The sequence below is a fragment of the Geodermatophilus sp. SYSU D00705 genome (genome assembly GCF_054050135.1).
In genome coordinates this window covers 58,762-72,655 of record NZ_JBJGYT010000003.1, presented here as the reverse complement: position 1 = coordinate 72,655, position 13,894 = coordinate 58,762, and the positions used below count along the sequence as shown (strand labels likewise).

The following is a 13,894-nucleotide window of genomic DNA, read 5'->3' as shown; positions in this document are numbered from 1 at the left end:
ACGACGAGCACGCGCGGCTCAGCTGTCGGAGCCGAACCAGGGGTGGTCCTCCGCGCCGGCCGGCAGCGACCGCCGGCGGACCGAGTCCAGGCGCCGCCCGAGGACCGTGCCCACGGGCCAGCACCGGGCGAAGGACGCCGTCTCGTGCACCGTCTCCTCCACGAGGTCGGCGAAGTCCTCGTCGCCCAGGACATCGGGACCCAGACCGCTCGCGGCGAGATGGGCCTCCAGGGCCAGCTGCAGGTCGCCGAGGGAGAACTCGAGGTCGCGGACCATCGCGGTCGTCGTGCCCCGGTGCGAGCTCAGCCCGGTGAAGGCCCGGCCGCAGCCGCACCCGCCGTCGGGGTCGGGGTCGGCCTGGTCGGCCGCGCAGACGTCACCCACCAGGACCAGCTCGCCCTCGACGGCGAAGCAGAAGTCGCCGTCCCGCTCGCCCTGCCCCGTGTACGTCGCGGTCAACAGCTTCACGCGCCCACCGTGACAGGAGGGTCCGACGGTTTCCGCCGTGACGACAGCCGAGAGGCCCAGGACGACGTCGTCCTGGGCCTCTGGGGGTCTGGGGTCGGGTCAGTTCGCCATGTCCACGAAGCGGCTGTAGTGGCCCTGGAAGGCGACGGTGACGTTCGCGGTGGGGCCGTTGCGGTGCTTGACCAGCATGATGTCGGCCTCGCCGGCCCGCGGGCTCTCCTTCTCGTACATGTCCTCGCGGTGGATCATCATGACCATGTCGGCGTCCTGCTCGATCGAGCCGGACTCACGGAGGTCCGACAGCATCGGCTTCTTGTCCTGACGCTGCTCCGACCCACGGTTCAGCTGGCTCATCGCGATGACCGGGACCTCGAGCTCCTTGGCCAGCAGCTTGAGCGCACGGGAGAACTCCGAGACCTCCTGCTGGCGGCTCTCGACCCGCTTGCCCGAGGTCATCAGCTGGAGGTAGTCGATGACCACGAGCTTGAGGTCGTTGCGCTGCTTGAGCCGCCGCGCCTTGGCCCGGATCTCCATCATCGTCATGTTCGGGGAGTCGTCGATGTAGAGCGGGGCGTCGGCGATCTCGCCCATGCGACGGGCCAGCTTCGACCAGTCCTCGTCGGACAGCGTGCCGGCGCGCATGTGGTGCAGCGGCACCTTCGCCTCGGCCGACAGCAGACGCATGGTGATCTCGTGCTTGCTCATCTCCAGCGAGAAGATGACCGCCGGCAGGTGGTGCTTCACGGTGGCCGAGCGGGCGATGTCCAGGCCGAGGGTCGACTTGCCCACACCGGGGCGGGCCGCGATGACGACCATCTGACCGGCCTGCAGGCCGTTGGTGAGCTCGTCGAGGTCGCGGATGCCCGTGGGCACGCCGCGCGCGGTGCCACCGCGGGAGGCGATGGCGTCCAGCTCGTCCATCGTCGGCTGCAGGACGTCCTCGAGGCGCGCGTAGTCCTCGCTCATGCGCTTCTCGGTGACGTCGTAGATCTCCTGCTGGGCGCGGTCGACGATGTCGTCGACGTCGCCCTTGCCGCCCGCGGCGCCGTAGCCCAGCTGGACCACGCGGGTGCCGGCCTCCACCAGCCGGCGCAGCACCGCCTGCTCGGCCACGATCGCCGCGTAGTAGCCGGCGTTGGCCGCGGTGGGCGTGGACTGGATGAGCGTGTGCAGGTAGACCGCGCCGCCCATCTTCGACAGCTGGTCGGTGCGGTTGAGCTCCGCGGCGACGGTGATCGCGTCGGCCGGCTCGCCACGGCCGTACAGGTCGAGGATGCAGTCGAAGATCACCTGGTGCGCGGGCCGGTAGAAGTCCGGGCCGGCCAGCACCTCGACGACGTCGGCGATCGCGTCCTTGCTCAGCAGCATGCCGCCGAGCACCGACTGCTCGGCCGCGACGTCCTGCGGCGGCTGCCGGTCGTACTCCGGCGCCGTCGGCATCGGTCGGCTGAACTCGTCGGCCACCGCCACGGAGGCTCCTCCATCCACTCACCGGCGCACCCGCGAACAGACCCCGGCCGCCGGCCGGGGCCTGGTGGGGGAAGCACCAGAATCGACGTACACCTGACTCGAACGTCTGTTCGTGTCATTGCTACCGCGCGGCACCGACAGGACGCGCCGGCGGCAGCTCGGGGAGGACGTTAGGAAGCTGAGACGGAGCAGTCCAACACCGCTGTGCACCTCGTTCTGCACAACTTGTGGACAAGTCGGTGGACACAGACGTGTCGACATGTGGAGACAGCGGGGGACGGACGGGCGCCGATCTCCACATCCCGCGCCTGAGCTGCGGGAAGACGACCCACCGGGTGTGGACGGGGAAAATCACCGAGAAATCCGGGTGTCGCCCCCCGGCGTGTCGCGGACCGGTGACCACCCGTCCCACGGGCCACATGTCCACAGCTCCACTCGTGCCCGCCGGTGGTCCACCATGGGCTCCCGCCGCCGACCGCCCCGGACCCGTGGCGGCGGCCGAGGAAGGGAGGCCCCGATGCCCGTCACCCGTACCCCCGTGAACCCCTGGCCGTGGTCGGCCGCCTTCGGCTTCGACCAGGCCGCGCTCGTCGAGGGCGCCGGCAGGGTGCTCGTGTGCTCCGGTCAGGCCGCCGTGAACGCCGAGGGCGTCCCGCAGCACCCAGGCGACCTGGCCGCCCAGGTGGCCCTGAGCCTCGACAACGTCGAGACCGTGCTGAAGGACGGCGGCATGACACTGGCCAACGTCGTCCGGCTGAACGTCTTCACGACCGACGTCGACGGCATCATGACCTGCTGGCCGGCCCTCGCCGAGCGCTTCGCCGCCGCCGGGATCCGGCCGACGTCGACCCTCGTCGGGGTCACGCGGCTGGCCTTCCCGGAGCTGATGGTCGAGATCGAGGCGACGGCGGTCGACTGACGGCGGGCCCCTGCCCCCGCCGCTCACGGGCTCCTGCACGGGGGCCACGACGCCGCGAGGGGCGCCGGACCGGAGTCCGACGCCCCTCGCGGGCGGTGGGCCCTCCACGGCCTCCCCGGAGGGAACCTGGAGGGTCCGGGTTCAGCTGGGGACGACCTCGATCGCCAGCTGGGTGGTCACCTCGGGGTGCACCCGCACGGTGACGGTGTGCTGGCCCGTGGTCTTGATGCTGCTGGGCAGCTCCACGCGGCGGCGGTCCAGCGCCGGGCCACCGGCGGCGGTGACGGCGTTGACGACGTCGGCGGTGGTGACGCGGCCGAACAGGCGGCCACCCTCACCGGCGCGGGCCGGCACGCGGACGGTCAGCCCGGACAGGCTGCCGGCCACGGTCTGCGCCTCCTCGAGCGACCGCACCTCGCGGGCGGCACGCGCCCGGCGCAGCGACTCGACCTGCTTCTCGGCACCGCGGGTGGCGACGATGGCCAGGCCGCGGGGCAGGAGGTAGTTGCGGGCGTACCCGCCCTTGACCTCCACGGTGTCACCGGAGGAACCGAGACCGGTGACCTCCTGCGTCAGGATCAGCTTCTGGGTGCTCATGGTCAGCGCGCCGTCGAGGTGTAGGGCAGCAGAGCCATCTCGCGGCTGTTCTTCACGGCCACGGCGACGTCCCGCTGGTGCTGGCTGCAGTTGCCGCTGACGCGGCGGGCACGGATCTTGCCGCGGTCGGAGATGAACTTCCGCAGCAGGGTCGTGTCCTTGTAGTCGATGTAGGTCGCCTTGTCCTTGCAGAACTGGCAGACCTTCTTCTTCGGCTTGCGGATGGGGGGCTTGGCCACCGGGGTTCTCCAGTTACGAAGAGGTTCAGGGGGTTGTCGGCCCCGTCCAGAGGCTCACCCCGAGCGTGGGAGGGGGTGAGGAGGACGGGGTCCTCTTTCAGAAGGGCGGTTCGTCCGACGGCGGGGCCGGGGTCGACCACGGGTCGCTGGACCCGCCGCCGCCGCCGAAGCCGCCACCGCCACCGCCGCCGAAGCCGCCGCCACCCTCACCGCGCGAGGCCTTGGTGACCTTCGCGGTGGCGTAGCGGAGCGAGGGGCCGATCTCGTCGACCTCCAGCTCGACGACGGTGCGCTTCTCGCCTTCCTTGGTCTCGAACGACCGCTGCTTGAGCCGGCCGGAGACGATCACCCGCGAACCGCGGGTCAGCGACTCGGCGACGTTCTCCGCCGCCTGCCGCCACACGTTGCAGCGCAGGAAGAGCGCCTCGCCGTCCTTCCACTCCTGCGACTGGCGGTCGAACGTCCGCGGCGTCGAGGCGACGGTGAAGTTGGCGACCGCGGCACCGGAGGGCGTGAACCGCAGCTCCGGGTCCGACGTCAGGTTGCCGATGACGGTGATGACGGTCTCGCCGGCCATCGTCAGTGGGCCTCGGGCCGCATCAGCTTCGTGCGGAGGACCGACTCGTTCAGGTTGAGCTGCCGGTCGAGCTCGGCGACCGCGGCGGGCTCGGCCTGGATGTCGATGACGGCGTAGATGCCCTCGACCTGCTTCTTGATCTCGTAGGCCATGCGGCGACGGCCCCAGATCTCGGTCTTGAACGTGCCGCCGGCGTTGCTGACGACGGTCAGGAACCGGTCGAGGGACGGCGCGATGGTCCGCTCCTCGAGATCGGGGTCGAGGATGACCATCAGTTCGTAGTGACGCACGGAGAACCCCACCTCCTCTGGTCTGGGCGGCTGCAGTCGGTCTGCAGCAGGAGGGTCGTACACGCGTCGCGCGCCCCGACCGGAGGTACCGGTGGAACGCGCTCCGCCCAGGGTACGCCACGCGCCGACCTCGCCGCGGGGCGCGTCCACAGGCCCCCTGCAGGGTCCCGCCGCGAGCCTGCGAGCGACGGGGGGCAGGGGGTCCTTCTAGGGTTCCCGCCGTGCCAGCTCACCCGATCGGCGTACACGTCGGCCCCGGCCTGACCGAGGACAACGAGCTCGACGCCGGCGGTCCGCTGGCGCGCGCGGCGGAGATGGACGCCGACGGCGTGCAGGTCTTCCTCGCCGACCCGCAGGGCTGGACCGCCCCCAAGCCCCGCCCGGACGCCGCCGACCTGCTCGCCGGCGACGTCATGGTGGTCGTGCACGCGCCCTACGTGCTCAACGTGGCGACGACGAACAACCGCATCCGCATCCCGAGCCGCAAGCTGCTGGACGCGCACGCCCGGGCCGCGGCCGCGATCGGCGCCCGCGGCATGGTCGTGCACGGCGGCCACGTGCTGGCCAAGGACGACCCGGCGGCCGGTGTCGACAACTGGCGCAAGACGTTCGCGCGGCAGGCGGAGACCGGCGGCTTCGCCGTCCCGCTGCTCATCGAGAACACCGCGGGCGGCGGCAACGCGATGGCCCGCGACCTCGACGCGATCGCCCGCCTGTGGGAGGCGGTCGGGGAGTTCGGCGCCGGCTTCGTGCTCGACACCTGTCACGCCTGGGCCGCCGGGTGGGACCTCGCGACCGCGGTGGACGACGTCCGGGCGATCACCGGCCGCGTCGACCTGGTGCACCTGAACAACAGCCGCGACCCGGCCGGCTCCAGCCGCGACCGGCACGCACCGCTGACCGACGGCGAGATCCCGACCGAGCTCCTGGTCGAGGTGGCCCGCGCCGCGGACTGTCCCGTCGTCCTGGAGACCCCCGGCGACGCCGCCGCCCACGCCGAGGAGGTCGCCTTCCTGCGGTCACACGTCAGCTGACCGCCGGCGCAGCACCACCCGGTCCGCCGCGTGGTCGAGGACGCCTCCGGCCGGGTCGTCGACGCCGGGCCAGCTCGCCCGGACGACGTCGCCGTCCGGGCGCCAGACGTCCCGCACCACCAGCGCCATGAGGACGACGACGGCGATGTCGCGCACCATCACGGCGAGGAAGAACCACTCCACGCCGACGCCGCGGTTGTCGGTGCCGAGGTACCAGAGCAGCCGGGGCACCCACACCAGCGCCTCGGTGGCCTGCCACAGCAACAGCGCCCGCCACTGCGGCCGGGCCAGCACCGCCAGCGGGAGCAGCCACACGGAGAACTGCGGGCTCCACACCTTGTTCAGCAGGAGGAACCCGGCGACCAGCAGGAACGCCACCTGCGCGACGCGGGGCCGCACCGGGGCGGCCAGCGTCAGCCAGGCCACCGCCACGACGAGCGCGAGCACCGCGACGGCCACGGCGGCGTTGAGCACGACCGGCGCCTCGCCCTCGGCCAGCGGACCGTCGAACAGCCGCCCCCCGGAGACGTGGATGGCGATGTTCCACAGGGTGTCGGGGTCGGCCGGCCGCTCGCTGTTGAGCCGGAAGAACCGCGACCAGTTCTCCGGGGCGAGGACGGCGACGGGCACGTCCACCGCCGCCCAGGCCAGCCCCGCGGCTCCCGCCGTCCGCAGCCAGGTCCGCAGCCGCCCCGCCCGCAGGCACAGCAGGAACAGCGCGCCCAGCAGCAGCACCGGGTAGAGCTTGGCGGCGACGCCGAGACCCAGCAGCACCCCGGCGAGCACCGGGCGGCGGCGCGCCCAGGCCCACACCCCGAGCGAGGCCAGGGCGACGGCCAGCAGGTCCCAGTTGGTGAACGCGTGCACGAACAGCAGCGGGGACAGCCCGACCATCGCGGCGTCCCACGGCCGCCGTCCGGAGGAGCCGAGCACCGCGCGGGTCACCAGCAGCGCGCACAGCGACAGCAGCAGGCACGTGGCGACGTAGTACGACTGCACCGCCGGGACGGCGGGCAGCACGCCGGACGCCGCCGCCAGCGCGTCGTAGGACCGGCCGAGCAGGGCCGAGACGAACATGAGCGCGCCGGTGAGCACCGGGTACTCGACGGCGGAGTCCAGGTAGGGGACCTCCCCGGCGTCCAGCCCGTGCAGGCCGTAGAGCGGGACGGTGTCGGAGTAGCAGAAGTGCGTGTACTGCACCCAGCCGGCCCAGTTGCCGTCGGAGCAGGGCGCCTGCTTGACCCAGGCGAGCGCCAGCACGGTGGTGCTGAACAGCAGGCAGACCCGCAGCGGCGTCCAGAACAGGGCCCGGCCGGTGACCGCGTGCCGTCCCCACGGGCCGCCGACGGCCTCGCTGGCCTGCGTGGCCACCGGGTCGGTCCAGGTCGGGACGACGCGGTCGGGGCGCGCGTCGTCCCCCCGGCCGGTGGTCGCCGCCGGAGACGCCGAGGGCCCGCCCGCCGGCTGGACAGCCGGGTCGGACGGGCCCTGCGGGGAAGTGCTCACGCGGACAGTCTGCCCGCGCAGGTCAGCCGGTCGGCTGCAGCTCGCTGTCGGGTTCCACGGGCTGCGCCGGCTGGACAGGGGCGGGGCTGCCGGGCTGCGGCGGCATGGTGCGACCCCCCGGGCCGGTCTGGTCGCCGGTCGTCCCGCCGTTGCCGGTCTGACCGTTCGTCGTCTCGCCGTTGCCGGTCTGACCGTTCGTCGTCTCGCCGTTGCCGGTCTGACCGTTGCCGTTGCCGTTGCCGGTCCCGTCGGCCGGCGGCGTGTCCTGGACGACCGGCGGGGTCGACGGCTGCGACTGCGTGGGCGGGGCGGTGGACGGCTGCGGCCGCGTGGTCTGCGGCGCCGGCTCGGGCACGCTCACGCCGGTGTCGCCGCGGATGAGCGCCCGGTCGGGCAGGTCCTCCTTCGGCGTGCCCTCGAGGACGCTGTTCATGAACTCCTGCCAGATCGCTCCGGGCAGGCCCGAGCCGTAGATGATCGCGCCGCTGGAGTTGACGATCGGGTCGCTGGGCGAGTCGTTGCCCATCCACACCGCCGTCGACAGCGACGGGGTGTAGCCGACCATCCAGGCGTCGGAGTTGTCCTCGCCCTGACCCTGCGTACCGGTCTTGCTGGCCACCTCGCGGCCGCCGTCCAGCGCCCGCTTGGAGTAGGACGCCACGCCCTTGAGCGCGAAGGTGACGTCGTTGGCGACGTCGGCGGTGATCGCCTGGTCGCCGGAGTCACCGGAGTACTCCAGCAGCAGCGCGCCCTGGCTGTCGGTCACGCGGGAGACGAAGAACGGCTCGTGCTCGACCCCGCCGTTGGCCAGGGTGGCGAAGCCGTGCGCCTGGTCGATCGGGCGCATCTCGTACTCGCCGATGCCGATCGCCGAGCCGGTGAAGCCGTCGGCGTTGGCCAGCGTGGTGTTGCCGGCGAGGTTGGTGCCCTCGGGCCACACCTCCGGCAGGCCGGTGGCGGCCAGTGCCGTCTCGCGGACCTTCTCCGGACCGACCTCGTGCGCCAGGCCGTAGAAGGTGGTGTTCAGCGACCGGGTCATGGCCTCGACCAGCGTGCACGCGCCGCAGGACGCGCCGCCGGAGTTGCGCACCAGCGCCTCGCGGTCGTCGAACTTCTGCGGCGAGCTGCCGTCCCGGCGGGCGTTGACGCTGATGCCCTCCTCCAGCGCGGTGGCCAGGGTGTAGGGCTTCATCGACGAGCCGGCCTGGCGCTGGGCCTGGGCGTAGTCGGTGCCGTTGCCGTTCGCGCCGCCGTAGTAGGCGCGCACCGCACCGTTGTGCGGGTTGACGGCGACCAGCGCCTGCCGCAGGCCGTCGGGCTGGCCGTCCATCACCTCGTCGACGGCGGCCGCCGCGGCGTCCTGCGCACGCTTCTCCACCGTGGTGGTGATCCGCAGGCCGCCGGCCCGGATCTGCTGCTCGGTGTAGCCCTTCGCCTCGAGCTCGTCCATGGCCCGCTGCACGACCAGGCCCTCGTGGGTGCCGGGGATGCCGAGGTTCGACTCGGTCTTGGGCTGCACCGGCGGGTAGACCGAGGCGTCCCGCTCCTCCTGGGTCAGCCATCCCTCGTCGACCATGGCGTCGAGCACCAGGCCCCAGCGCTTCTGCGCGCCCTCGGGGTTGGTCTCGGGGTCGTTGTTGCTGGGGCTGCGGATGAGGACGGCGAGGACGGCGCCCTGCTGCGGGGTCAGCTCGGCGGCCGGCACCCCGAAGTAGGTGTTGGCCGCGCTCTCGATGCCGTAGGCGCCACGGCCGAAGTAGATGGTGTTCAGGTAGTTCTCGAGGATCTCGTCCTTCTCGTACTCGTTGTCGAGCTTGATGGAGAGGAAGAGCTCCTGGAACTTGCGGCTGAACGTCTGCTCCTGCGTCAGGAACGCGTTCTTGACGTACTGCTGGGTGATCGTCGAGCCACCCTGGGTCGAGCCGCCGGTGAGGTTGTTCCACGCGGCCCGCATGATCCCGGTGAAGGAGATGCCCGGATCGGTGTAGAAGCTGCGGTTCTCGGCGGCGAGGATCGCCTCCTGCGCCGGCTTCGCGACCTTGTCGAGGGGGACGTTGGTGCGGTTGCCGCCGTCCACGCCGAGCCGCGCCATCTCGGTGGTGCCGTCGGCGTAGTAGACGACGGTCGTCTGCGCGTTCTGCACCGAGTCGGGGTCGGGCACCTCGGTGGTGGCGTAGACGACGCCGACGAAGACGCCGAGCAGCACGAGCATGCCGGCGAACGCGGCGCCGACGATCTTCAGCCGGCGGCGGCCCTTCTGCTTCTTCGTGCGGGCCGCCTTGGTCATCGGCCGGCCGCTCGGCCGCCCCGACCGTGCGACGGCGGAACCGGGGCGCGCGCCGCCGGACCGGGACGCCGTCGTCCGGCCCCCACGGCCGGCTGGTGGCCGCCGGTTGCCGCCGTTCCCGCCGCCGGTGCGGCCCGGCGCCGGTCGGCGGTCGGGGCCGCCCTGCGGCCCGACCGGGGAGGTCTCGTCGTGGGGAGGCACGAAGGGGCCCCTCTCTGACTCGTTCGGTGGGCGGGACGAAGGCGTCCCGCACTCAGGGTGTCGTCTTCAGCTGTGAGAGCGGGGGAGGACCCGCGGCAGCGCCGTACTCACAGCGGTCCCACGTGACGGAAGGGTCCGGCGGGGCGCAGTTGTTCCCGCAGCCACTACTCCGTGGCGGCGCGCCGGCGGGTCCGGCGGGGCGAACGCCCCGGCTCAGGCTCGTTCCCGAGCACGTACGAGCAGTCGAGGTGATTCCAGCCACAGCCGCGGCAGACCTCGACGGCGTACACGGAGAACTCCTCCTGCGCGGCGTCCATCCGGGCGAGCTCGGTCGGGGTCTTGGCCTGTCCGGCCGTCGGTCCGAGGTGCTCGCCGTAGACGTAGCTGACCAGCGTCAGGCGCTCCTTGCGGCAGACCGGGCAGACGACGTCGGTCGCCTCACCGTGGTACTTGGCCGCCCGGGAGAGGTAGGGACTGGCGTCGCAGACCTCGAAGAGCCCCGTGCGTCCGGCGTACACGTCGGCGAGGACGGCTCGCCGCTGCAGCGAGTAGTCCACGACGGATCGACGTCCGGGCACGGCGCCAATGTACGCACCGCGACCGACGCCGTCAGCGCTGACGAGCAGGTCCCCGGCGTCCCGGCCGCACCACCGGGCCCTCCGGCCGGCCACCTCACGGACACCTCCCCGTGTCGCGGCGGTCGCCTGTCGATGTATCGTCCCGATACATCGAACCGTGGGGGCGAAGGGGAGGCGACGTGCTCGAGCTCGCCATCCTGGGCCTGCTGCACCAGTCCCCGATGCACGGCTACGAGCTGCGCAAACAGCTCGCACAGGTGCTCGGCGGGTTGCGCAGCATCTCCTACGGCTCGCTGTACCCCGCGCTCAAGCGGCTGCACGCGGCCGGCTACGTCACCACCGACGAGCCGGACCCGCGGGCACCGCTGCCGGCCGACGCCCCGGCGCTGACCGGCCGGCGCGGGAAGGTGGTCTACACGATCACCGCGGAGGGCAAGGAACGCTTCCACGAGCTGGTCAGCCAGACCGGCCCGGAGGCGTACGACGACGGCGGGCTCTTCGGCGTCCGGCTGGCGTTCTTCCGGCACACCGCCGCCGACGTGCGGCTGCGGATCCTCGAGGGCCGCCGCCGCACCGTGGAGCAGCAGCGGGAGGGCCTGCGGGCCTCACTGGCGCGGACCCGCCAGCGCCTGGACCGCTACACCCTCGAGCTGCAGCGCCACGGCCTGGAGTCGGTGGACCGGGAGGTCCGCTGGCTCGCCGAGCTGATCGACCAGGAGCTGACCGACAGCGAGCGGCGACGGACCGGCGGACCCGAGACCAGGGACGCCGACCCGCCCCCGGCAGCGGGATGACCCCGGAGGCGTCGCCACCTCCGTACACGCAGGACCGTCCCCGGTCCGCTCACCGACCGTTCGCGGTCCAATGAAGAAGGAGACCCCTGTGGGATCTGTCAAGGTCGCCATCGTCGGCGTCGGCAACTGCGCCGCGTCGCTCGTCCAGGGCGTGCACTACTACCGCGACGCCGACGAGACCGCCTCGGTGCCCGGGCTCATGCACGTGCGCTTCGGCGAGTACCACGTGTCCGACGTGGAGTTCGTCGCCGCGTTCGACGTCGACGCCAAGAAGGTCGGCCGCGACCTCTCCGAGGCCATCGTCGCCAGTGAGAACAACACCATCAAGATCTGCGACGTGCCGCCCCTGGGCGTCTCCGTGCAGCGCGGCACCACCCTCGACGGCCTGGGCAAGTACTACCGCGAGATGGTGGAGGAGTCCGACGAGGAGCCGGTGGACGTCGTCGCGGCGCTGCGCGAGTCCGGTGCCGACGTCCTCGTCTGCTACCTGCCCGTCGGCTCGCAGCAGGCCGCCGAGTTCTACGCCCAGTGCGCCATCGACGCCGGCGTCGCGTTCGTGAACGCGCTGCCGGTGTTCATCGCCGGCACCCAGGAGTGGGCGGACAAGTTCACCGCCGCCGGCGTGCCGATCGTCGGCGACGACATCAAGAGCCAGGTCGGCGCGACCATCACCCACCGGGTGCTGGCCAAGCTGTTCGAGGACCGCGGCGTGCAGCTGGACCGCACCATGCAGCTCAACGTCGGCGGCAACATGGACTTCAAGAACATGCTCGAGCGCGAGCGCCTGGAGTCCAAGAAGATCTCCAAGACCCAGGCGGTCACCAGCCAGGTCGACCGGGACATGGGCAAGGAGAACGTGCACATCGGCCCGTCGGACCACGTGCCGTGGCTGTCGGACCGCAAGTGGGCCTACGTCCGCCTGGAGGGCCGCGCGTTCGGCGACGTCCCGCTGAACCTGGAGTACAAGCTGGAGGTCTGGGACTCCCCGAACTCGGCCGGGATCATCATCGACGCCGTCCGCGCCGCGAAGATCGCCAAGGACCGCGGCATCGGCGGCCCGATCCTCTCCGCGTCGTCCTACTTCATGAAGAGCCCGCCCGTGCAGTACGACGACAGCGAGGCCCGCGACGCCGTGGAGGCCTTCATCCGCGGCGACGTCGAGCGCTGAGGTCCTGAGCGCCCCGACAGGGCCCGTCTCCCGATCCGGGGGACGGGCCCTGTCGCGTTGCGCGGCCCGACCGCCCCGGCTGCCTACGCTGGGCCGCATGCCGCCGCGCCGCCGTCCGCTGCTCCCGGCCCTGGGGCTGGTGCTCGCGCTGCTCACGGGGTGCTCCGGCGGCGACGAGGAACGGCAGACCGGCGACCCCGTGACCGCGGCCGAGGCCGACGTCCTGGCGCAGCTGCTGGCGCGCAACCAGGACGAGGGCGGCGCGGACGTCGTCGTCACGGCGCCGTACGGCGAGGACACCGTCCTGACCCTGACCGGCGAGGTCGACCTCGCCGGCCGGGTGGGGCGCGCCCAGGCGGTGACCACCTACGGCGACGGCCGCCCCGACGACACCCGCACGCTCTTCTTCACCCCCGAGGCAGTCTGGTTCGGCGACGTGCCGGGGCTCGCCGCGACCCTCGCCGCGGCCGGCCTCCCGGAGGCCTCGTACGTGCGCCGACCGCTGGCCACCGGCGACGAGTCGCCGCTCACCGACGTGCTGGTGCGGCTGGTGCTCAACCTCTCCGCCGAGGAGCCCGACGACCCCGGCGCGTTCCGGGGCACCGACTACACCTGGCAGGGCGAGCGCTCGGTGGACGGCGACCTGACGGCGGTCTACGCGTCGGAGTCGGGCTGGTCGGTGGCCGTGGACAGCTCCAGCGACCTGCTGGTGCAGTTCCTCACCCGGCTGCCCGGCCAGGAGCACGACGTGACGGTGACGCTGTCCGACCACGGGCCCCGGCAGATCGCGGTGCCGGCGGAGGAGGAGACCGTCGACGGGGCGGCGCACCCGGAGGTCTCGGCGGCCGTCGGCCTCTGAGGCCGCTGGAGCACCCGGCCCCGGACATGCGGAAGGGGGCGGCCTCTTCCCCAGACCGCCCCCTTCCGAGGGTCTTTCTACCAGATCGGCTGCCCCGGCGCGCCCCTGACCGGCGGATCGTGACCTTCAGTTGACCGACGGGTCGGCCGGTGCCGTGGACAGCACCGCCAGCCGGCCCGTCTGCCGGCCCATGACCCGGCGCCACAGCTCCGGGCCGGCCAGCTCGCTGAGCACGTCGTCCGGGGTGCCGGGTACGCACGCCCACGCCCCCTCGGCGACCTCCCCGGCCAGCTGGCCCGGCGACCAGCCCGCGTAGCCGGCGAACACCCGCAGCCCCTGCACCTGCCCGTCGAGGACGTCGGGCTCGGCGTCGAGGTCGACCAGGTGGACGTCGCCGGCGACCTGGCGCAGACCGCTGTCGGGCGCCGGCGGGACACCGGGGCAGACGGCCAGGCACAGCGCGGTGTCGGTCTCGCACGGGCCGCCCACGTGGAACACCCCGGGCTCGACGGCGAGGTCGCACCAGCCCGGCAGGACGTCGCGGATCTCCACCTGGCTCGGCCGGCCCAGGACGACGCCCAGGGTGCCGGTGTCGCTGTGGTCGAGCACGAAGACGACCGTCCCGGCGAAGGTCGGGTCGGTCAGCGCCGGCATGGCGACCAGCAGCGAGCCCGGGCGGACGTCGTCCAGACCGCCGATGGACAGCGGGGGAACCGCGCCCGCACGGCGTCGTCCCGCCACCGGGCGCGCCGGCGGCCCGGACTCGGGTTCGGACGAGGGCGGGGGAGTCATCGCACCCAGTGTGCCCCACGCGGACGGGGCAGGGTGCCCGCGACCGCCCGCTGTGGAAGCCCGATCGCGGCCCGTCGTCCACCCTCCGGGACGGGACGGCCACCGTAGGGTGACC

The 13,894-nt window shown here is 72.7% G+C and carries 15 protein-coding genes; 5 read left to right on the top strand and 10 right to left on the bottom strand.

Translation table 11 applies throughout. The features are described 5' to 3' along the window. Positions 1-18: 18 nt before the first annotated feature. Positions 19-468, bottom strand: a complete 450-nt coding sequence (locus tag ACI78Q_RS03275) for a DUF7715 family protein (RefSeq protein ID WP_456921883.1) — start codon at positions 466-468, stop codon at positions 19-21. 99 nt (positions 469-567) lie between these two features. Further along, positions 568-1,938, bottom strand: a complete 1,371-nt coding sequence (gene dnaB / locus ACI78Q_RS03270; RefSeq protein WP_456921882.1) for a replicative DNA helicase — start codon at positions 1,936-1,938, stop codon at positions 568-570. 517 nt (positions 1,939-2,455) lie between these two features. Here dnaB and ACI78Q_RS03265 point away from each other — a divergent pair. Further along, positions 2,456-2,857 (top strand): RidA family protein, encoded by a 402-nt coding sequence (locus tag ACI78Q_RS03265; RefSeq protein ID WP_456921881.1) that lies wholly within the window; start codon positions 2,456-2,458, stop codon positions 2,855-2,857. Between the two features lie 141 nt (positions 2,858-2,998). On the opposite strand, the gene rplI is transcribed toward ACI78Q_RS03265, so the two are convergent. The 4 genes from rplI to rpsF form a co-directional block, all read right to left on the bottom strand. Beyond that, positions 2,999-3,454 carry a 50S ribosomal protein L9 gene (rplI, locus tag ACI78Q_RS03260; RefSeq protein WP_456921880.1) on the bottom strand — a complete coding sequence of 152 codons (456 nt, stop codon included), beginning with the start codon at positions 3,452-3,454 and terminating at the stop codon, positions 2,999-3,001. A 2-nt stretch (positions 3,455-3,456) separates the two neighbouring features. Next, positions 3,457-3,693 (bottom strand): 30S ribosomal protein S18, encoded by a 237-nt coding sequence (gene rpsR, locus ACI78Q_RS03255; RefSeq protein WP_097207512.1) that lies wholly within the window; start codon positions 3,691-3,693, stop codon positions 3,457-3,459. Between the two features lie 97 nt (positions 3,694-3,790). Continuing rightward, positions 3,791-4,270, bottom strand: a complete 480-nt coding sequence (locus ACI78Q_RS03250; RefSeq protein WP_012951017.1) for a single-stranded DNA-binding protein — start codon at positions 4,268-4,270, stop codon at positions 3,791-3,793. Positions 4,271-4,272: 2 nt separating this feature from the next. After that, positions 4,273-4,560 (bottom strand): 30S ribosomal protein S6, encoded by a 288-nt coding sequence (gene rpsF / locus ACI78Q_RS03245; protein ID WP_456921879.1) that lies wholly within the window; start codon positions 4,558-4,560, stop codon positions 4,273-4,275. Between the two features lie 221 nt (positions 4,561-4,781). On the opposite strand from rpsF, the gene ACI78Q_RS03240 reads away from it, so the two are divergent. Beyond that, positions 4,782-5,594 (top strand): deoxyribonuclease IV, encoded by an 813-nt coding sequence (locus ACI78Q_RS03240; protein ID WP_456921878.1) that lies wholly within the window; start codon positions 4,782-4,784, stop codon positions 5,592-5,594. Here ACI78Q_RS03240 and ACI78Q_RS03235 read toward each other — a convergent pair. The 3 genes from ACI78Q_RS03235 to ACI78Q_RS03225 form a co-directional block, all read right to left on the bottom strand. After that, entirely contained in the window at positions 5,580-7,100 is a 1,521-nt protein-coding gene (locus ACI78Q_RS03235) for a glycosyltransferase family 87 protein (RefSeq protein ID WP_456921877.1), read from the bottom strand. The genes ACI78Q_RS03240 and ACI78Q_RS03235 overlap by 15 nt on opposite strands. A 22-nt stretch (positions 7,101-7,122) precedes the next feature. Beyond that, complete coding sequence (locus ACI78Q_RS03230; protein ID WP_456921876.1) at positions 7,123-9,387, bottom strand: transglycosylase domain-containing protein; 2,265 nt, start codon at positions 9,385-9,387, stop codon at positions 7,123-7,125. Positions 9,388-9,752: 365 nt separating this feature from the next. Then, positions 9,753-10,166: a DUF5318 domain-containing protein gene (locus tag ACI78Q_RS03225; RefSeq protein ID WP_456921875.1), complete on the bottom strand. Its 414-nt coding sequence runs from the start codon at positions 10,164-10,166 to the stop codon at positions 9,753-9,755. Positions 10,167-10,345: 179 nt separating this feature from the next. On the opposite strand from ACI78Q_RS03225, the gene ACI78Q_RS03220 reads away from it, so the two are divergent. The 3 genes from ACI78Q_RS03220 (at position 10,346) to ACI78Q_RS03210 (ending at position 12,987) form a co-directional block, all read left to right on the top strand. Beyond that, positions 10,346-10,960 (top strand): PadR family transcriptional regulator, encoded by a 615-nt coding sequence (locus ACI78Q_RS03220; protein WP_456921874.1) that lies wholly within the window; start codon positions 10,346-10,348, stop codon positions 10,958-10,960. A gap of 88 nt (positions 10,961-11,048) precedes the next feature. Then, positions 11,049-12,128, top strand: a complete 1,080-nt coding sequence (locus tag ACI78Q_RS03215) for an inositol-3-phosphate synthase (protein WP_456921873.1) — start codon at positions 11,049-11,051, stop codon at positions 12,126-12,128. A gap of 97 nt (positions 12,129-12,225) precedes the next feature. Next, on the top strand, positions 12,226-12,987 hold the full coding sequence (locus tag ACI78Q_RS03210; RefSeq protein ID WP_456921872.1) for a hypothetical protein: 762 nt from the start codon (positions 12,226-12,228) through the stop codon (positions 12,985-12,987). A gap of 126 nt (positions 12,988-13,113) precedes the next feature. Here the strand turns inward: ACI78Q_RS03210 and ACI78Q_RS03205 are convergent, their stop codons facing one another. Continuing rightward, a complete protein-coding gene (locus ACI78Q_RS03205) occupies positions 13,114-13,779 on the bottom strand; it encodes a YqgE/AlgH family protein (RefSeq protein WP_456921871.1) in 666 nt (221 codons plus the stop codon). Between the last annotated feature and the right edge of the window lie 115 nt (positions 13,780-13,894).